Origin of the sequence: Pseudomonas sp. BIOMIG1BAC (assembly GCF_001705995.2) — a bacterium.
Lineage (GTDB): Bacteria > Pseudomonadota > Gammaproteobacteria > Pseudomonadales > Pseudomonadaceae > Aquipseudomonas > Aquipseudomonas sessilinigenes.
This window is the reverse complement of the sequence record NZ_CP049045.1, coordinates 6,132,946-6,151,746: the sequence shown is the minus strand read 5'-3', so window position 1 is coordinate 6,151,746 and position 18,801 is coordinate 6,132,946. Positions and strand designations below refer to the sequence as shown.

At 55.1% G+C, this 18,801-nt stretch carries 22 protein-coding genes; all 22 read right to left on the bottom strand.

What is annotated here, in order from left to right:
- Positions 1–115: 115 nt before the first annotated feature.
- The 22 genes from ATY02_RS28455 to ATY02_RS28355 all read right to left on the bottom strand — a co-directional run bounded on the left by ATY02_RS28455 (position 116) and on the right by ATY02_RS28355 (position 18,655).
- Positions 116–796 carry a DsbA family protein gene (locus ATY02_RS28455; protein ID WP_068585301.1) on the bottom strand — a complete coding sequence of 227 codons (681 nt, stop codon included), beginning with the start codon at positions 794–796 and terminating at the stop codon, positions 116–118.
- Positions 793–1,089, bottom strand: coding sequence for a hypothetical protein (locus ATY02_RS28450; RefSeq protein ID WP_068585304.1), 297 nt, complete (start codon positions 1,087–1,089; stop codon positions 793–795). The genes ATY02_RS28455 and ATY02_RS28450 overlap by 4 nt, the downstream gene beginning before the upstream one ends.
- The gene (locus ATY02_RS28445) at positions 1,086–4,049 is read right to left on the bottom strand and encodes a conjugative transfer ATPase (protein ID WP_068585308.1); all 2,964 of its coding nucleotides are present in this window, start codon (positions 4,047–4,049) and stop codon (positions 1,086–1,088) included. The genes ATY02_RS28450 and ATY02_RS28445 overlap by 4 nt, the downstream gene beginning before the upstream one ends.
- Positions 4,049–4,420 (bottom strand): TIGR03751 family conjugal transfer lipoprotein, encoded by a 372-nt coding sequence (locus ATY02_RS28440; protein WP_416220696.1) that lies wholly within the window; start codon positions 4,418–4,420, stop codon positions 4,049–4,051. The genes ATY02_RS28445 and ATY02_RS28440 overlap by 1 nt, the downstream gene beginning before the upstream one ends.
- A 46-nt stretch (positions 4,421–4,466) precedes the next feature.
- Positions 4,467–5,957 (bottom strand): TIGR03752 family integrating conjugative element protein, encoded by a 1,491-nt coding sequence (locus ATY02_RS28435; protein WP_068585399.1) that lies wholly within the window; start codon positions 5,955–5,957, stop codon positions 4,467–4,469.
- Positions 5,947–6,846 (bottom strand): TIGR03749 family integrating conjugative element protein, encoded by a 900-nt coding sequence (locus tag ATY02_RS28430; RefSeq protein ID WP_068585313.1) that lies wholly within the window; start codon positions 6,844–6,846, stop codon positions 5,947–5,949. The genes ATY02_RS28435 and ATY02_RS28430 overlap by 11 nt, the downstream gene beginning before the upstream one ends.
- Positions 6,846–7,499 carry a PFL_4703 family integrating conjugative element protein gene (locus ATY02_RS28425; protein WP_068585316.1) on the bottom strand — a complete coding sequence of 218 codons (654 nt, stop codon included), beginning with the start codon at positions 7,497–7,499 and terminating at the stop codon, positions 6,846–6,848. Before ATY02_RS28425 ends, ATY02_RS28430 begins: the two co-directional genes overlap by 1 nt.
- The gene (locus tag ATY02_RS28420; RefSeq protein WP_068585317.1) at positions 7,496–7,873 is read right to left on the bottom strand and encodes a TIGR03750 family conjugal transfer protein; all 378 of its coding nucleotides are present in this window, start codon (positions 7,871–7,873) and stop codon (positions 7,496–7,498) included. Before ATY02_RS28420 ends, ATY02_RS28425 begins: the two co-directional genes overlap by 4 nt.
- Before the next feature lie 12 nt (positions 7,874–7,885).
- On the bottom strand, positions 7,886–8,224 hold the full coding sequence (locus ATY02_RS28415; RefSeq protein WP_068585320.1) for a TIGR03745 family integrating conjugative element membrane protein: 339 nt from the start codon (positions 8,222–8,224) through the stop codon (positions 7,886–7,888).
- Positions 8,225–8,242: 18 nt separating this feature from the next.
- The gene (locus ATY02_RS28410) at positions 8,243–8,482 is read right to left on the bottom strand and encodes a TIGR03758 family integrating conjugative element protein (RefSeq protein WP_068585323.1); all 240 of its coding nucleotides are present in this window, start codon (positions 8,480–8,482) and stop codon (positions 8,243–8,245) included.
- Positions 8,479–8,787, bottom strand: coding sequence for an RAQPRD family integrative conjugative element protein (locus ATY02_RS28405; RefSeq protein WP_228022330.1), 309 nt, complete (start codon positions 8,785–8,787; stop codon positions 8,479–8,481). Before ATY02_RS28405 ends, ATY02_RS28410 begins: the two co-directional genes overlap by 4 nt.
- A 157-nt stretch (positions 8,788–8,944) precedes the next feature.
- Positions 8,945–9,256 carry a hypothetical protein gene (locus ATY02_RS28400; RefSeq protein WP_068585329.1) on the bottom strand — a complete coding sequence of 104 codons (312 nt, stop codon included), beginning with the start codon at positions 9,254–9,256 and terminating at the stop codon, positions 8,945–8,947.
- 75 nt (positions 9,257–9,331) lie between these two features.
- A complete protein-coding gene (locus ATY02_RS28395) occupies positions 9,332–10,807 on the bottom strand; it encodes a UvrD-helicase domain-containing protein (protein ID WP_068585332.1) in 1,476 nt (491 codons plus the stop codon).
- Positions 10,808–10,816: 9 nt separating this feature from the next.
- Complete coding sequence (locus tag ATY02_RS28390; protein WP_068585336.1) at positions 10,817–11,572, bottom strand: TIGR03747 family integrating conjugative element membrane protein; 756 nt, start codon at positions 11,570–11,572, stop codon at positions 10,817–10,819.
- Between the two features lie 18 nt (positions 11,573–11,590).
- Positions 11,591–13,819 (bottom strand): type IV conjugative transfer system coupling protein TraD, encoded by a 2,229-nt coding sequence (traD, locus tag ATY02_RS28385; protein WP_068585340.1) that lies wholly within the window; start codon positions 13,817–13,819, stop codon positions 11,591–11,593.
- A gap of 12 nt (positions 13,820–13,831) precedes the next feature.
- Complete coding sequence (locus ATY02_RS28380; RefSeq protein WP_068585344.1) at positions 13,832–14,074, bottom strand: hypothetical protein; 243 nt, start codon at positions 14,072–14,074, stop codon at positions 13,832–13,834.
- Positions 14,075–14,083: 9 nt separating this feature from the next.
- Entirely contained in the window at positions 14,084–14,587 is a 504-nt protein-coding gene (locus tag ATY02_RS28375) for an integrating conjugative element protein (RefSeq protein ID WP_068585346.1), read from the bottom strand.
- Positions 14,584–15,141 (bottom strand): lytic transglycosylase, encoded by a 558-nt coding sequence (locus ATY02_RS28370; protein WP_068585349.1) that lies wholly within the window; start codon positions 15,139–15,141, stop codon positions 14,584–14,586. The genes ATY02_RS28375 and ATY02_RS28370 overlap by 4 nt, the downstream gene beginning before the upstream one ends.
- The gene (locus tag ATY02_RS28365; RefSeq protein WP_083236057.1) at positions 15,126–15,911 is read right to left on the bottom strand and encodes a TIGR03759 family integrating conjugative element protein; all 786 of its coding nucleotides are present in this window, start codon (positions 15,909–15,911) and stop codon (positions 15,126–15,128) included. The genes ATY02_RS28370 and ATY02_RS28365 overlap by 16 nt, the downstream gene beginning before the upstream one ends.
- A gap of 10 nt (positions 15,912–15,921) precedes the next feature.
- Positions 15,922–16,632, bottom strand: a complete 711-nt coding sequence (locus ATY02_RS28360) for a methyl-accepting chemotaxis protein (protein WP_068585355.1) — start codon at positions 16,630–16,632, stop codon at positions 15,922–15,924.
- Between the two features lie 114 nt (positions 16,633–16,746).
- Positions 16,747–17,205 (bottom strand): SGNH hydrolase domain-containing protein, encoded by a 459-nt coding sequence (locus tag ATY02_RS36400; protein ID WP_262383121.1) that lies wholly within the window; start codon positions 17,203–17,205, stop codon positions 16,747–16,749.
- Positions 17,206–17,215: 10 nt separating this feature from the next.
- Positions 17,216–18,655, bottom strand: coding sequence for an acyltransferase family protein (locus ATY02_RS28355; RefSeq protein ID WP_262383122.1), 1,440 nt, complete (start codon positions 18,653–18,655; stop codon positions 17,216–17,218).
- Between the last annotated feature and the right edge of the window lie 146 nt (positions 18,656–18,801).

Genomic DNA, 18,801 nt, shown 5'->3' with positions numbered 1-18,801 from the left:
CGCACTTCATCATTTTATAAGACTCTCTTTAAACGTCCGGTAATTCCGGCACCTCTACTGCATTTATACCCAACGTCTGACGGCTAGGCTGTGGTGTACCTGGACGAGACTTTCCTCAATCCTTGGACTTATTGGTGGGGGAGTTCAGCTGTTTTTCTCGACTCCCCCCCTGAGCCAGCCAGTCAATGGCGGAAAGCAACAACACACCATCTGCGGGGCCTTCAAGTTTTATAGACTTGCCGGTCGTATTGTCTCTAATCAGTAGGGTGGGAGTTGCGGTGATCCCAGCTTTGACGGCTTCTTCTGTTTGTTGGCTAATGTGCAGGGCGACCTGTTTGTCGTTTGCTGTACAGGCCACCAGGTTTTGATGATTAATGCCATTGACGTCCAGTTGGCCATTGAAGCCCAGGCCGTTGCTGCGAGTTCGCTCAAAGACCTGGTCGATGGCTTGCCAGAAGGCCGGTGCGCCACCTAGCTTTCCCACGCATTCAACGAGCCTGGCTTCGTGTACTGCAGCTGCACCGTGAAAATCCAGTGGCAGGTGATGCCACTGCAGGTTCACCTCCTTCTGCTGCCGCACCCAGGCTTTCAACTCTGGTGTATACGTCTTGCAGTACGGACATTCCAGATCCGCAAATTCGGTCACGCTCCAGCGGGCATCAGGCGGGCCAAACAGCCACGGGCCAGTATGTAGTGGTGTTTGTATTTTGTCCCAGGCTAGGGCCGCGTAGCCCAGCACTAACGCACCTGCCAAAAGACTCCCTAGCATCACCCATCGCTTTCGAAGGCGTGTCATGCCCGTGCCTCAGCGGACTTCGATGAAAGTAGTGCTTGTTTGCGCAGAGCCTCCAAAAGGGCGTACTCAGCGTTCTCAGGTTGTGGGTGCTGCTGGAGCCAATTGGTTAGCACTGTTTGAAGCTGGGACTCAATGTCACGACGGTCCACCGCACGTACTAAGACCTGTTGCAGCTCCTCTATCAGCACGGGGGCACAAACCTCCAAAGTCTGCAAAGCATCCTCACCGGGCTTTTCAAGCAACTGGGTCAGACTTTCAATCAGGTTCTGGGTCAGGGAATTCAGTGTTCTCATACGTGGCGCTCCAAGGCCGTGACTTGCTCGGGAAAAGTGATGATGTGAGGTTCGATACCTCGATAGCGGTCTAGCGTTGCGGCAACTTCAATGGCCGCGTCGAGCTCGTTGCAGCCTGCGGCCTGCATGATGTCGTAGCGTTGTTTCTTCTCTTCCGGTTCTGTCATGGCCAGGGCCAGGTACAAACTAGGCGGTACCACCCGGAACAACATTTCCATGCTTTTGGATAGCACAACGCCCTCGGTAAACTTCCCGCTTTCTTTGCGTGCGGACAGCATCATCGACTTCTGAGCGGGGGTCAGTTCACGAAAGCGCGCGATCTTCTCCACCTCATCAGGCGGCATATTCAAGCAGATCCACCACTCGATCATGTTGAGTAGGGCCGATGCCTCTGGTGGCACGTCATCAACGTTTTGGGTCGCCATCCAGAACCAGGCTCCCAGCTTTCGCCACATTTTGGTGATCTTGACGGAGTAAGGGGACAGCAGTGGAACCTTCAACTGGATGTGGCCTTCGTCGGTGAAGAAAATCAGGGGGCGGCCTTTGAATTGATCCCGCTCTGCGATGTTGTTGACCGTGTTGAGCAGAGAAATGTAGGCGATGGCCATCTGTGCGCTGTAGCCTTCTCGGGCATAGGTGGCCAAGTCCACAATGGTGATGTCCGCCTCTGGCCACGGAGTACCAGGACGGTTGAACATATCGCCTTCGGTGCCCATGCAGAACATGGACAATGCTTCAGCCATTTCCAAAAAGCGTGCGCTACGTGCGGCCGGAATACCAGGTTCTAGCCCCATTTCACGCAGGGCTTCCCGGATATCTTCGGGGAGCACGATCCGCTGTTCAGCTACGCATTTTTGAGCTGCATTGAGAATGCATTGGCGGATGGCACTACGGTCTGCCCGGGTAAGGCGCGCATCTTCTTTATCTTCCCCGCCAGTGATCATCAGCCTGGCTGTAATCTCCATTTCACCCAGGATGTCGCGTTGTTCGTCTTCTGTCTGACTTGCTAGGTGTTCGTCCGAGGCCTCAAGGTCATCAGCTTTGAGCGTTTTGACGTTTGCGGTGGGTTCAATGAGTTTTTCAGCATCGGCGAAGGGCGCTAAGCTAACCCCTGATCCAGGTGCGAGCCGGACTCGGTTAACCGTCAATCCGAGTTTTTTGGCAAAGTCTCCCAGCAGGCCAAAACTGTTGCCGGCCTCAACGATGAAAAGTCGCGGCCGATAGATGGCCACGATCTGACTAAGGATATTTGTTGCGCTGGCGGACTTACCTGAGCCCGTAGGCCCGAAGATAAACAGGTGCGCGTTCATCTGACGGTCCAGCTTGTTCAGTGGATCGAAGGTTATCGGCGCTCCCCCACGGTTAAATAGGGTGATACCGGGATGTCCGGTTCCGGTCGACCGTCCCCAGACTGGGGCCAGATTCGCAATATGCTGAGCGAACATCAGTTGGGCGTACCACTCCAGTGCTTTGCGCCCATTGGGGTCGAAGTTGCCAGGTAACCATCTGAGGTATGAGTTGAGTGGTGCGACTTCATCCCGAGGCTCCACGGGCTCCATGCCCGCACCCAGTAATGCACTGCTGAGTTGTAGACTGCGCTCCTGTAGCTGTATGTCGTCTTTGCCACGCAGGTAAAACGCTACACTACCTCGGTACAGCTTGTGTTTACGGCCGAGCAACTGTCGGGCAGTGGCGACGTCTTCGCGGGTCAGAATCGATGCTTGTGTGTCGCCTACTGCTTTACGAGATAACTGTTCCAGATGCCCTTCAAGGATGTCCTGCGGCGTGATCACGAGGGTGATACAGAGAATGGTGTCCTCTGGCATTTTGTCGAACAGCGCGTTGAGCGCATCACCGCCCTTACGCGTCTCACCCGTAAGATGTCCTGTCTGAGGAGCATCGCGCAGGCGATCGAGCATCACAACCCGGTGGGGCAGACCGTCGAAGTACCACAGCCCTTTTTCTGTATCCGAAAACGGTTCGCGGTAAAACAGATTCTGCGAGAAGTCAGTGCCACTGGCGAGTGGCAACTCACCTTCTTCTGACGGCGGTACGTCCTTGCACACCAGCTCATAGAAGCGACGGATATCCGCATCGGCAGGGCCGAGATGGTCTGGACGTGGGTTGAACCAATGAATCAACCAGTGACGAATAGCGTGGCCATCCATACGATGGGTTTTAATGCCGGCGTTAGCCAGGCCACCCACCAAGCGATCGCAGATAATTTTCAGGTAAGGGCCAGGTGCTTGGCCGCGCACGTCCGCTTGTGCCCCTTGGGTCCGACGATAGACAACCAGCCGGACACGGCGTTGTTGACCTCTCCAAGGCAACTGACTGACCTTGGTGTCTTCAAACAGTCCGCCTGGCTTGGAAATAGCTTCCAAGTGCTGCTTCATCAACTGCAGATAAAGCTCGGTAAAGGCGGTGCCTTCTGCCCGAGGCTGGATGTAGTCATGCAGCTGCTGCAGGTAATTGTCCCAGCTGGTTTCATCTTGGGCGTACAACTGCACAACCCACGGAGAGGTTTCTAGCTCGTCGAAAGAATCCTGCAAAGCGTTTTCCAGGGCGTCACGCGCCTTGCGCAACCACTCGGGGTCTCGACCTTCTGTGCCGATCGGTGTCAGCTCAAAAAAAGCTGCACGAGACACTCCGTCTTCCAGCAGCATGGCTTTTTCCCCCGGTAGGTAGTCCACCCAGGGCAAAAGGTCGACGAACGAGGGATTGACGTCGTACAGGCGGTCAACGTCAGCGGTCGTTGCTGGTTTTTGCTTTGGGTTACGCCAATCGCTCGGAGAGGGAATGCCCATAGCGGCTAGGCGTTCGTAATACCGTTCGGTTGCGGCTTCAAAAGTTTCGGTAGCTGAGGCCTGTCCGTCGACGGACTCGGCAACACTGGATGACAGATCGGGTTCGACACGACCTGATGCTCGTCGTGTTTTGAATCGTTCAAAGAAACCCATCAATAGGCCTCCGTGCGTTCGCCAGGCATGGCGTACTGCACGCGCTGGTACAGGGGGAATACCGTGGTGTAGCCCGGAATGGGTGCTGGATCAGAGCCCGCCAGATGAGGGAACACGTACATCACTAGGTCGGGATTGGGCAGGCGCTTAAACTGGCTGTAGATCTCGTTTTGAGCAGTACGGGTGAATTTGGCGTTGTCTGTTCCCCCCGCCTCCAGAGGTCGACGAAGGTCTTGACGTGCATCGAGCAACTGGCGGCTACTCGTGCTGTTGCTTGAACCACTGGCGCCTTGATCCCAAACGTCCATCATCGTGTTGTCGCCATGGGGGAGCAGCTCGTCCTTGCTGGTGGAGCAACCTGAGGCGAGCATGATGAAAGAGGCGATGGCCAGGTACGCAGCTGGTTTTAAGCCGTTGTTAGTCAAGCGCAGTCGAGGCATGACGGGCTCCTGAGCGATAGTTGACCTTGCGGCCTTGGAGTTCGTAATCGATGGTCAGCTGTTGGTCCAGGTGGACGGCGACCTTCGCCCCGGGTTGCACGTACACCGCCGCGAAGGCTTGCCCGTAGAGTTTGTTTACCCAACTGGAGACGTCGTTGACGCCCTGGCCGATGATTTTGCCCATGGCCTCACTGCCGGACATCCCAATGCTTCCCACCGTCCCGGTCTGGGTATTGGTGAACGTACTGGCATTGCTGTCTGATTTGATCAGCGAAGCTGCACCGGCGCCGGCAGCGGTAATCAGTACCTGAGAGCCGATGTATTGGGAGGCGTTACTTTTACGATCACCACTGATGCAGGGAATGCCATAGGCATCGCTGATCCAGCCAAGGCCACCCTGAATGGTGGTCTGGTTGGCATTGTTCTGGTTGTTACCATTCTGGTTGCCGTTTGTTTCTTCTTGCGGCTGGGGCAGGGTACGCACTGTGCCGTCATTGAAGACAAAGGTCAGGCTTTTGATCTGCCCGCGTACGCAAGATAGGGTCCAGTCGCCAGAAGCTGTTCCGCTGGCCACCGCGCCTGCGACGTCGGGCAAGTCGATACCATTGGCGGTGAGGTTGTCTGGGCCGATCAGCACCTTGAACGGGTAGGGGTCGTTGACAGTACCGTCAATCGGCACCCGGCCGATCAACGCGGACATGGCCACCGATCCCATCAAGGTCGAGTTTTGCGGGAGCGTGTAGACCTTGCGCACCTGTTTACGGGCGTCCTGGGGCGCAAAATCATTGGCGACGTTTTGGGCTCCGGCGCGCAGAGCATTTTGACCTCGGTCTACGGACTCGCCAAAGGATGTAGGGAAGTTAAACCCTGAGGCGGTTTGATTGGATCCGGCCGTAATCGGTTTTCCGTTGATATCGACAGGGGTTGCGTCCTGCGGCTCAATCCATACAACGTCCAGCCCGGGCGATCCTTTGAAGTCTTGCCCATCTCCTGGCTGAACCCCGAAGCCGATCGGCAAATCAGCCCCAGATGAACTGATGCTTCCGGCTTTGTTGCTCAGGGTGTTGTACTGCTGCTGCAGCGTGTCCAGGATGGTTTGGCTCTGTTGCTGTGACTCTTGTTTCAGTGTTTGTTGGACGTTTTGTAGTTTGCTGTCGACGTTTTGGTCGATAGTTTGCAAGCGCTTTTGCAGCTCAATGTTCTGTTGCTTCAACTCATCGTTGTTCTTCAGCGCATTAGAGACTTGGTCCTTTAGCTGGCGGCTCTCCACGACGATGGTGCGCAACGTATCGCCGGGGGTATCACCGTCAACCCCCAGCTTTTTTGCCTCACCCGCACTGAGGGCTTGAGGGTCGGTTACCGGAGCCTGTTGCTCTATGCCCTTGCCGCTGAACAACTTGATCACGACAAAAATCGCCAAAATCGCGAACGGGATGACCAGGAATTTAATCAGTGGATTATTCTTCACGGCGACCACCCTTCGGATCGATCTGGCTGACGGTTGCCGGCAACAACGATTCGGCTAAGCCATGGCTGCGGGTCACTAGGTAGACCGTTGTGGTGTCGCTGGCATCACCCTTGGCACCGAGGTAGGGATGCTGGAAGGTCGCGGTGATGAAATCACCCATCAGATCCCGAGGGTCGAGGGCAAGGTGTTGGGTGCTGGTGTTACGCAGTTTCACCGCCGTGATCCAGTATTCGTCTAATCGCCACGCGCCCAAAGCAGAAGCTTCGACCGGCAATGTCGGCAACAGAGTCGTGAGGTTCAGACCCCGCTTGAGATTGACCTGGGTAATCCCGTCCACAGGCTCGACGGTGCGTAAGGGGGCATACAGCATCTGCGCGGCATAACGTGTTAGTACCACCGGCAGTGGGGTTTCACGGCGGGGCGCTGGCGGATCCTCATCTGCATTGGGAGAGCTGGATTGGAGAGAGGGAGCCGCAACATGATTGCTCGCAGGCTTGGGGCTGACTTGCCCGTAGCGGGTCGATGGGCTTTCTCCAGCAACAATCTTCACCGGCTCGAACGCGACCTGATTGGCTTTCCCTGCTGTTGCGATGATATCCACCAGCATAATCTCGCCGGTGCTCATGTTTTGTAGTTGCAAACGGGTTGGATCGATCGGCTCTTTGGCCTGCAGATAGAGGGCACCACCTGTACTCTGGACGCGCAACTTATCGACCAGGTTACGAGGCAGGCCGACTCGAACATTTTGATCCACAAAAACAATGCGCTCCTGACCGACGATCAAAGGCAATGCCAGTGGGATTCGGTCCCAGCGCAGAATTTCGACGGCGCTGGCAGATCCGCAGAAAATCAGGGTCAGTAGCCCGATGATCAGTAGGCGGCGCATCATCATTTGCCTCCAGGTTTCATAGGTTCTGACGAGACGTCGATACGCTGTGGATTGCTGCTGTAGCAGTCCCAGGCGAGTCCAAAAGGGTTTTTTTCTGGATCAATGTCGGATCGAATGATGTGCAAGGGATAACGTGCCAGTGCCCGTTTTACGCGCTCTCCGCCATAGTGTTCATCGGCAGTGATATCCAGATTGACGGTCCAGTCGTTGATGCTGTGCTGTTCAATATGCTGCTGTGCTTTATCGTCAATGCCTCGCCCTGGAATCTCGAAGACGCCGCGCTCGCGTTTGCGCAGCTCCCCACTGTTGCGGCGCAGCTCGAAATCTTTCTGCAAATAGGCTTTGCAGCTGGGCGTCAGGTAGCCGCTCAAGCGAATGATGTTGTCCTCGTAGTTGGTTTCACCGTCAGAGGGCCAGCGGTTCATCTGTTGAAAGATGTACAGTCCAAAGGCATACACCGATTCAGGTGGTATATCCCACCACTGACGGGTGCTGCCTGAGCGAAGGTCTGGCGGTACATGGATGGTCAAATCGCGCGGCGCGCTCTGCCAGCCATAAGCCATGTACAGGCCCAGCGCAATCAGCAGGCCAATGACCAGGCGCAGACTGTTGATGTGAGCCAGCTGTGCATCCACTTTTTTGCGGTAGGTCATGCGCCCTCCCGATGGCAGGTCCACGCACCCGTGCGTGTAATCAGGTGGGCTTTGTTCCAGGTTGGGAAATATCGGGCGACGTTCAGTTGCATTTGGCGGTATAGCCAAGTGTCAGGTCGACCGCGTTTCCAACGCCGTAAAAAGCGACTGGCAAGAGTCAGTCCGAGGATCGCAAATAGCATGGCGGCGGCAATAATCAATGCCCACATATGGGTCAGGATTGCTGCCAGAACGCCAACAACCAGCCCTGTACCTGCACTGATCGCTAGAGTTGCCCACATCTCATCGGCGGTGAGGCCGCCCATGATGACGGGCTGATTGTTCAGCCGCACGGGAAGGAAAATCAGGGTTCCATCGTCTGAAAGTTCTGTCATGGCCGAGGCTCGTTAGAGAATATTGGTAGCCTTGGTGACTAGAAAAATAGCGACACCCAGGATGGCGACGCCGACAGCGGCCGTTGCGCCCAGGTCCATCCATTTTTTCTTGCCATGCTGGATCTCGTGGTAGGTGCCGAAGGCATGCCAGGCTACCCCGCTGAAAATGACGGCGCAGATGATGAGACCGAGCAGAGAAAAGCCGTCAAAGGCGTAGTTCTGCATGGTTTGCATCAGGTTGGAGCCTTCGCCGCGTGTAGGGGGCTGAGACTGGGGCAGGGCTGCCATGGCCAACTGGGGAAGAGCAAGTATGCTGATTAGCAAGCCGCGTGTGGGTGAGAGCAAAGACATGGTGAATCTCCAATAGAGTCAACTGAGGACGAAAGTGGTGAGGATCATGCACAGCAGCAGGATGCGAACAACCGACGTCGAGGCGATCGTGCGGTCAAGGTTGCCGGTGGCCCACCCTCGGTAACAGCTCCAGAGTGCCCAGGCACCCCACAAGAAAATGATCGCCACGGCGAGGCCAACGAAAAATAGGTAGCTAGAGGACGCTGGAAACCCGCCTGCGGCTTGAAAGGCTGAGGCCTGAGCACCGCTCATACTCATGGCTTGCGTCCTTCTGTTGTGTATTGGCCAGATAGTTCGACGGGATCTCTTGGCTGGGCACGACTGGGGGTCAGGTAAGCCTCCAGACCGAGGCGGATGCGAGCGATATCGCCCGCCAGGCGCTGGTAATCGAAGAAGTAGCGTTTACCCGGTTCGTCAGCGATTTGCGCGCTGCGACGTGCGGTGTCTTCCAGGGCGTTCAACTGGCGGATCATCACGTCCAGGTTCGCCTGCTCGGAAGCCGAAGCGGCCGTTGCATGGGATATAGGCAGGCCGCATCCTGAAAGTGCGATCAAACCTGTCAAGGCAAGTCGGCGAGTACGTGTGGTGAGGCGCAGTGTCTGGATCACGGCTGGGCTCTAGTCATTCCTGTTGATGCCAGCTTGCCGTGATCACTCTATGGTCGCCGCAAGAAAACCATATTCAGGGGCGTAAGCATTTCTTCAGGCGATAGCGGGCCTATCAATCGCTTTGAATAGCGCGTTTGAAGAACAGCAGGTAGCCCGTCGGCAAGGCAATGCCGTAGGCCCAGCCTTGGGCATTTTGATTGCCGACTTTGACCTCGCCTCTGACCACAGGTTGAACACTGATCAATTCCCAACCTTCTCGGCCCAGCAGGGAAAGGCGCTGTTGATGTTCCGGATCCTGCAAAAAACCTTGAACGTCAGGCTCGGTGGTAGGCTCTTCGGACTTGAAAATGAGGAGCTTTTTGGTTCGGACGAGGTAATGCAGCGGGGTGAATTCGGTATGGTACTCAAATGCTTGGCGGCTCATGGCTATGCCCTCAGTGTGCAGAGCTGCCAGATTTTCAGTATCGAGGATGTGCAATCAAGCGGAAATAGTCAGCCACTAGACTTGTGATTTCTGATGTTGTGTTGGAGAGGTCCGGGCATCTACATAACGCTGCATGATGGACAACACCATCGAGTTCAGCGCCAAAATTTTCATTCCCCGCGTCACAGCCACATACAGCAAATTAAGCTCGTCATCTTTACGACCCTGATCGATATCGGGAGACAGAGGGTCAGCGCTAAAGTCGTCATACAGGCTGACAAAGTCCCACTCTAACCCCTTGGCCTTATGCCCTGTCGTCAGTGTGATCGTGGCATCCAACTCGTTGTCTACAGACCGAGCGCGCAGTGTCTGGATCCGCTGAGGCAGGTCGGGATAGGCTGCGATGATCTTGATCGATCGCAGCATTTCCGTGTCTTGACTCACCTCGGCAATTTCAACGTATTGCGAGAAGTCCCGGTAATCGCGCAGCAACTTACGGTTTTGCACCGCTTGGTTTTGGTTGCGGCTGAACAGATATAAATCCTCCAGGTCACGCAGCGAATAACTGTCGATGCCGCCGACCCAATAGATCTTGGGTTTGCTCGCTACTAAGCTAAGTGCGTTTTCGATGACGCCGGTAACGGTGCGATGGATATATGTGCGATGCGGTAGGTCTTCAGGCAGCACCCGTTTAACCTGGGTATTGGAGCCTAGCCCTTGCAGCTTTCGGGTCTCACCCTTGTAGAAAAGGATGATGTTGGCCACATGCGCTACCGCTGGGCCGAAGCGAAAGCTCTGGGTCAGGTAGTGACGCTCTGCACCGGCCATCCAATCGCTGTTGAGGGCGTCTTCGGCACCACGGAAACGGTAGATCTGCTGGTGAGGGTCGCCGACGGTCACCTTGCGGATGCGCTGTATTTTTACCAGGTCGGCGATGACCGGGTTCACGTCTTGACCCTCATCGAGGAGAATGGCCTTAAACCGCTGGCTCAGGTCAGGCTTACTCAACTGATACAGCTTCAGGTAACCATCGTGGGTGATAGACATGCCCGTGTCCTGCAGGTCGATCATCCGGTTCCAGATAGCTCTAGCGACACCCAGTGCGTTGTCCAGAAATCGTTCCTGAGCGCTGGTGAGTATTCGTTGTCCCTGAAACCTGGGAAAGTGCCCACGGCCGAGCTCGTTATCGGCGCTGGCCATGAAGTTGTTCAGCGTACTCAGTACATCTCGTACCAGCTCCCAGTCCTGGGTGTTGATGGCCCTGGCGATATCGGTGAGGCGTAAGTTATTGGTCTGTTTGGCGGCATACTGGCTGCCATAGACCGCATAGGCCAGGCCATGCGCTGTCTTGCAGACCACATTGCGAGGGAAGCGTCCCTTGGCCGCGAGTTCGACGGGTTTGTTGTAGCAGAGGTACAGCATTTTCACCGAAGCATGGTGGGTGGCATAGCCAACCAGTGTGGTGGTTTTGCCGGTGCCGGCGAAAGCCTGGACCAGTAGCTTCTCAGCCGTTGAATGGACGATGGGCTGCTGTTCTTGAGTCCACTGCATGGGCAGCTCCTAAAGGTATTTTTTGAAACTTGAGACAGTGATGTAAACGGACACGCCCAATAACACCGCGCAGGGCAGCAATATCAGCAGGGGGCTGATGCTGATAGGAATGGCCAGATACACCGTCCATGGCACGATGGTCAGCGGAATAATTGTCCCGCGAGCCTTGTGATACAGGTAGCTCGACTCACGGCCGGAGCCGAATTTGCGCAGATCACGCCGCACTAGGCCATCCACAAGACCTGTGAACGCCGCCAGTGCAAACAGTGGGATCGTCAGTGTCAGGATGACCATTCGCACGCAAAAGGTCAGCACGGTATAAAGCGCGGCCAAGCCGTAATCCTGAAATTTGATCATCACGCGGCCGAGCTCGTAGCGCAGGTTGAAAGTACCGGCTTGCTGCGGCGACGTGGAGCGAGCGTATTGGGTCAGCGTGTTAATGCTGTCTTGCAGGCCTGTTTTCACCATCAGCCAGTCGTAGGCCGTTGTTGCCAGCCAGGTCGCTGTGCGCCCCGGTTCTTTGATGACAACGCTGTGTAACAAATCCTGGGACAGCCAGCCCAATTCATGCTCAAACATCTGTTGGGCGTGTTTCCAGCCAGCATCCGGCCAGAACACGTACATGCATAGCCACTCAACGAGGATGGCGCCCAGCAGTGAACCGAACATCACCCCCAGGAAGTGAAAGGGCGCTGAAAACACCATTCCCAGAAAGGTTTTTTGCCCTTCCTGCTGCTGTTGGGCTTTTTCCGCGATATCGGCCATTGCCTTGCTCCTTTAGGCCTACGCGGCTTTTCCGTCGTTGGCCATCTGACGGAAGTCGTCTACCAGATCATCGGGGAGCGATTCGCTTAACGCTTGATATCCAGGTGCTTGCCACCAGTCGCTTTTGGTTCCAGATCCTTTGCGCATTCCCTCGACCAGAGCCTGCAGATCCTTGGGCATCACTTCGTCGGGATCACTCGCCGGCAATGGCATACGAATTTTCCACAGATTGCCGCCCTCGATCAGGGCAAAGCATTGCCCCTTGGGCAGAGCAACCACATGCGCCGGTTCGATCATCGGCACGCTGACACTTTGGATCTGGTCGTGGGTGTTGGAGGTGAAAGCCGCCTTGCCGTTGATAGCATCATTGGCACTGCTGGCCGGTGTGCTGGTGAACACCTGGACCTTGGGTAATTGATTGGTCAGCAGCTCGGCAGTGGCGGTTTCGCGCACACGCAACATAAACAGGTTGTTGAAGTTACCGATGACCTGGCCCGCTTTAGCGCGGTTACCGATCTTCGCCTCGATGTCACTCATTGTCTGGGTATAGGCGGTGACCTGCATGCCGGCGCCGCCGCCTTTGTTGATCATCGGGATAAATTCTTCGCCCATCAGTTCGTTAAACTCATCGGCATGTACGTTGATCGCCACCTTGGCGCCGGAGGCACCAGGCAAGCCGTCATCGATACCGAACTTGTAGATGTGACCTGCGACTGATACCAGGTCGCTGAACATGGAGTTGCCCACTGCTGCGGCTACTTCTGTGTCGGATAGGGCATCCAGTCCGACATACACCACCGCCCGTTTACGAATGACCTGCATCCAGTCGAAGATGGGGCGCGGATCTTCAAGGTCCATGTAGTTGGGAGACAGCAGCTCTGCAATGCGTCCCGTGGTCAGTTTCTCCAGCAGTGGTAGCAGGCTGGCCACGATCTTGTCGAAATAGGTTTTGTCATAACGAACTGCTGATCTCAGCCCCTCCATCACAGGGTCGGATATGCGTTGCTGAGTCAGGTACATGTCCAAGGCCACCACGCGCAGCGGGCGGTCCTTCATGGCGAAACTGAGGTTCTTGCGATCGATCTTGCCCTCAAGCTCAACGATGGTTTGCCAGGCTCTAGGGTCGTGTTCTGCGAAGTGCTTCTGCGCGTACTCAATGAAAAGCGCATCGATGTTGGTCACATGTTTGAGGATCTGCTCGTAATCCGGCCGACGTCCGAGGGCAACCAAGGCTCGCGCGATGATATTGACGAACCGCCAGGCAAACTCGCGAAATGCAGCTGAGTTGCCTTCCCCCGACAACTGGCCGGCAATCCGGGTGGCCACCTCTGAAATACGGCCAAAGCGGCCCACGGCGTTGTAACGTGCGGAGTAGTCAGGCCAACCCAGATGGAACACATAGAATTCGTCCAGCCGGCCGGCTCGCTTGCATTCGATGTACATGCGTTTGAGAAGATCGGCATCGCCTTTGGGATCGAAGACAATCACCACCTCGCGATCGAGGTTCATCTCTTCATTGTGTGCCGCGCTGCGCTGGCTTCGATGAACAGGCTGGACGCGTCGACCCATCTGGACACGGCGTCGAGGTCGCCTGCGGGTGCGTCTGATGTCTTGGGTGATAAACAGTTCTGCCAGACGGGTCTTGCCCACCCGCGTAGTACCCAGTACCAGGGAATGCCCAACCCGTTCACCCAATGGCAAGCTGACGTCACTTTCGTGCGGTTCTATACCGTGCAAGCGCGGTAGCCCGCCAACTGGTGGAAGTGGCCGCGCCGGGTTAATCGCCACGTTCCATGAGGTGGCCTTGGTCAGCAGCTTGAGTGGAAAGGGTGCGAACTCCAGCCTCTCCTCAATGCGCCGCGCCAGGGCATAGATCGAGGTCGGCTCGACATACTCGGCGTATTTGGGCAGATAGGTGTCCATCAACCGTTGGGTGTGTTTCTGAGTCCAGCGGAACCCCTTACCGATGAACAAGCGTTCATTGCTGACCGGAATGTCCTTACTGGTCATGGTGTAGTGAGGCAAGCGCCGGATATTGCGTCGGTAGCGAAGTACCACCAGTGCCTGTTTCAGGCGAACAACCCCAAGGCCCAAAAAGCCGGCAGCGGCAACCACCCCAAACAAGGGCGTCAGAGCAAACGCCCAGGGTGCGAAAATACACAGCAGCGCTGCAGCAACGCAAACCCAAACCGTATAGAGCTCAACGGCGGGACGAAGCAATGACTCGATAGTGAAGGGGCTGGCCATGGTTGCGTACCTCTAAAGCTTATTGAGTTCTTGGGGGCGCTGTTCGGCGAGTTCCTGCCTTGCCTGTGTAAGCTCATGCGCTGGAAGTCGATCAGCTAACTTCAAGCGCAGGGCGATGGCGTCTCCCTGTTCTGTCGACGTCACACGGCCGCCATACAGCCAAACCACATAGGTCACTTGTTCCAAAATAAGCTGGCAAGTGCGCGGGTCTTCCGGTTGTCTGATCACCACGGTGAGTGACTGAGGTGGTGGCATCCCTTCCTCCTACTGCTGAATGGCTGTTGCAGTGATAAGCGACGGGTAGTGCTTAATCCCAAGGCGCTGCGCGAGATCATTCGACGGCGCCGGGACCATCTGAAGATCACCCGCCCAACGCTGCACCTCGGCGAATCGTTCGGCGCTAGCTACGTTAACTACGATGCCGACTGCGTGTAGTTGCTGCAGTTGGTCGCGGCGTTGCGAGAGCCAGTTTCTGGACAGCTCATCATCACCAACTAGAAACATTGGTTGCAGACCTGGGGCATTGATTACCCGACCTTGTAATTCCCCGGGTGTCAGTTGGTCAGAGCGCACCGGAAACGCCCCTTGGCCACGTACGCCAAAATTTGCCGGTGATGCTGATTGCTCGGTAGGTTCTGGAGCCAGGTCTTGGTAATAGGGCAGAGCGGACACGCCACCACGATCCTCAACCACAATCAATGAGCTGGCATTCGCCACAATGGGTGAGGTCAAACACAGCAAAAGCATTAAGCTCAACGGTTTATTCATGGGTTATTCGCCATCAGGTTGATGCCGGTGACACGGCTAAGGTGTTTGGCAAATGCACGGCGGTAGCGAGCGGCAGGCTCACCCCCGGCCGGGCGGTGGTAGCGGCCAGCGGCCGTGATCCAGTCACCACCCTTGGATTTTTGCTCTGCCAGGATCTGGGCGGTAACCGAGAGATTCTTGTAGGGATCCAGCCCTTCGCAGGGTGAGCTATAGCGGTGGCCGTTCGCGCCTATGTTGGTTTGTCCCAGCCCGACGTCTACCCGGCTGGGTCCAGCGGTTTGAATGGCAATCATCAGCGCTTTGCAAGCATCGTTACGGGTTGCAAAGCGGTAACCGGCGCCGGCGACATTTAATGTCCAAGGCCAGGGCACGAGTTGGCCACGAAGCCGGGTACCGCTTTCCTGCAGTGCGACGGAATACAGCACTTCGGACGGAACGCCGGCAGGCAAGGCAATCAATTGATATGCCGGAGGCGGTACTTCCGCTGCGCTGGCAAGTGCCGCGCTGAGCAGAAGACCGCTGGTCAGAACTGCGCGAACTACTGACGCTGCCATTGTCCGTTCACCTCGCGCACCACTGCGGGCAGCTCGCCACCGAGTCCAAGGCCAAGCCAGCGGCCAGCGTCATGATTCAACGTGATCTGACGGTTGCGTACACTGGTCGGTTCGACACCCGCGAGAATGGCCCAGCGGCGGATCTTTTCGTCGTCACCTTGGCTGCCGACGTAGTACAGGTCAAAGGCTTGTTTTTGGGCCTGAAGATCGCTGACACGCGCGATACAAGCGGTGCAGTTGTCTTGAACGAAAACGGCTAATCGACCGGAGCCTTTGAGAGCTGTTACCGCGCCAGAACTCGTAAGAGATGACGGCTCTGACGAAATTTGGATGACTTTTTCATTGGGGTAGAGGCGAGCAAATGCTTGGTCGTAGGCTTTTTGATAAGCCAGTTCTTTGTCGATACGTTGCCGTTCGGCTTGCACTTGCAGTTCTGCGTAGCGTCGGCGTTCTTCCGCTGATTTAGCTTCGATACCCAGTGCAGTCAGAGGATCCAGTCCTGGGGAATAGATGCCGCGGGGACCTTCCATCACTGTTTTGTAGCGGCTCCACTCTTGGGGTGTTAGTCCCCACTCGTGGGCGAGTTCTGTTTGTCTGGCGCCTTGGGGGTTCTGAATGCCAAGTCCTGTGTCCTGAGAGTTTGTAATGGACGCTGAGTGTTCAGTAGCAGCCTGACAGCCATAGGCCAGCGCTAAGGTGGCCAAGCCTGCGATAATTCGTACAGCGCTCGTAGATATCTTTTTTTTCGAGATACTGGTAGGGAAATACATAAAATTTATCCTATTGCGCGACGGTTATGGTTTGCGGCGTTCCGGCCACCTCGAAACGTGCGGATTTGCCGTCCAAAGCATTAAGGCGCCAGGCCGTACCCGCCACGGCATCACCCGGTCGGATTAGGTAGATCTGGTTTAACTGCGTGCTGCCAGGCGGGGCCACGGACAAAAAACGTTCACCGCCTCGGTACTCGATACCGACGATGGTGAAGGGAGGCGTCTGCGAGGTAACGGCACTGGAACTGGGCTTTGGTGCTGGAGGAGGTTTGCGAACAACTGGCTTCGGTCTGGGTGCAACGGCAGGAGGCTGTTTGATCTGAGCTTGACTCAGTTCGTGAAGGCGGTTTTCAACCGTTTCGACATTGGCCTTTAGTACCATTAACTCGCCAGACGATGCGGCATCACGAGAGAGTTCGTGTACCGACTCGGTCGCTTGTTTTGCATAGGCCTGTACGGCATCGATCCGATTGGACAGCGCCTGCTGTCCGGAGCGGAAGTCCTCGTTGGTCACCAGGTGCTTGCCGTCTACCGTATCGAGCCGTTCATCGACTTTGCCCAAACGTGCCAACATCGCATCGAGTGAGTCTTTGTCAGCGGTGGCGGCTAGGCCATTGCTGAGAGTGGAAAGCTGGTGATGTTCATAGCCCAGCATCCCTGCCAGGACGGCGAGGCAGAGGCTGAGAATCACAGTGGTCCGGGTAGGTCGTGGTAGGTTCATGGGCGTCCTCGCGCGAAAGCGAAGACACCCTCTCAAACCTGTCTGTTAGGTGCAGCAGGAAATAGGTTTTCCAGGACGTATGCTTTTTAGGTCAGGTCCGTATCGAAGGTACGTTTACTCCATGACCTCACTGAACAGCCCCTTGAGTTGCTCGTTACCCGAGTCCACGAGATGGTTGTCGTCAAAGTACAACGGCACTCCATTCTTTGAACCCATGCATTGACCGTTCGGACACAAGTACGGCGTAGGATCAATTACCTTTGCATTGCACTGTTTGGCTGCAGCCTCAATTGCATTGATGGCAACTCGATTACGTTTCTCATACCCTGCTAATGAAATCGATATTTCTGAAGTGTGTTGGAAGATTCGCTTGTGCAGATTGAGGCCTTTGTAGACGCTGAATGGCATTTCGGGAATTGGCTTGACGATATAAAGCGGATGGTTTTCGGCAATTGCACATACGGTTTTGGTGTATTCGGCAGTGTAGGTTTCTGCAAATGACTGTCCCGTAAGAGCTTTCTGGCCGGGGAAGTAAATTTTATAGCTGTTTCCCCTGCTCGAATCCATATACATAGACGCTCGGCTAAACAGTACGACGGGGATGCCCTGGTAAGTATTTTTTCAGTGCTTCCAGTTTTTCATTGTTAAATCCTTGACATTTATTTTCTAGTTCTTTGTCATGCATTTCAAAGTGCTGCAGGGTTGGGCAACCACCACGAGCCCAGGATAAGGCCGCTTGCTTGTTTTCCACCTGGATTGCCGCAGCAGTCGACTGGGCGTGACTGTCGCCGAATAAAATGACGGAGACGTCTCCTGATCCCAGTTTGCAATCGGCTGCTCCGTAAGTGTTCGGGTAGCATTCTTGTGTGTAAAGCTTGCTGGTGTATTCTGGCTGACCTAAGTCAACGTACGCAAACCTAGTGCCAGGGTAGTCTTTTACGACGGAGGCTGTGATGGCTGATAGGCCAACGGTACCCACTACTAGTGAAGCATATTTTAAAATGGCTCGGCGTGTGGAAGTGATCTTCTTTGTCTTTGATTCAATGAGGTAGAAGGACAGGGCTCCCAGCAAAAAAGAAAGAGCAATTGCTGTCCAGACATGTGGCCAGCTATTCAGCAGTCCGCATGCGTAGAGAAACACCACTAGAGGCCAATGCCACAGATACACAGAGTACGAGATTGTTCCAGAAAACTGCAAAGTACTACTGTTGCTGAAGGTTGACTGGGTATTGGCAAAAATCACCAATGCAGTACCTAGTACAGGTAGCAGGGCTAGATATCCTGGCCAAAGATCCTGTTCCGATAAACAGAATATACTCACGAGAATAGCGGTCAGTCCTACCCCTTCAACAACATAACCCGTTCGCTTGCTAATTTGCAGAGGGAATAGGAATACCAGTCCTCCGACAATAAGCTCCCAAGCGCGTGTAGGCAGCATATAGAACGCAAAAACGGGATTGGTATTGGTGAAATAGACAGATGCGCCGAGAGATCCTAAGGCCAACAATACCAACGAGGCTTTGGTTTTCTGAATGCCCAAAAACTTGTAGAGCCCCATTAGTACTACTGGGTAGAGCATGTAGAACTGCCATTCGACCGACAAAGACCAAGTGTGCAGCAGCCAATTTTCGTACAATGGTGCGTCAAAGTAGCTCCCGCCCTTGGCGAACATGAAGTTGGAACTGAAAAGTAAACTGCTTTTGATAGTCTTGATGGCATCCCGATAGTCATCCAAGGGCAGGTAAACAAAGCCGAAAATTAGCAACGCCACACATAGCGTCAAGAGTGCCGGGATGATTCTGCGAGCTCTGGATGCATAAAATCCGAGGAGTGAGAAGTTCTGCTTTTGTAGGCCATTGCAGATAATTCCTGTCATCAAGAAGCCGGAGATGACAAAGAAAATATCGACCCCTACAAACCCTCCATCGAATCCGCTAATCTTGAAGTGGAAAAGCACTACGGATATGACCGCCAGTGCCCGTAATGCGTTTATACTTTTTCGGAATTGCATCTGCGCGTCCATGATCACGTCCATAGTGGGGTGGCATTGTAGTGGCCATGACAACGCATTAGAACTAAAAATTGTTATTCAGCGTTAGGTCGATTTCTTTATAGGCTAGGGCTCGTGTCTCCACGTCACAGCTTTGGCCCCCCCCCACAATGTAGCTA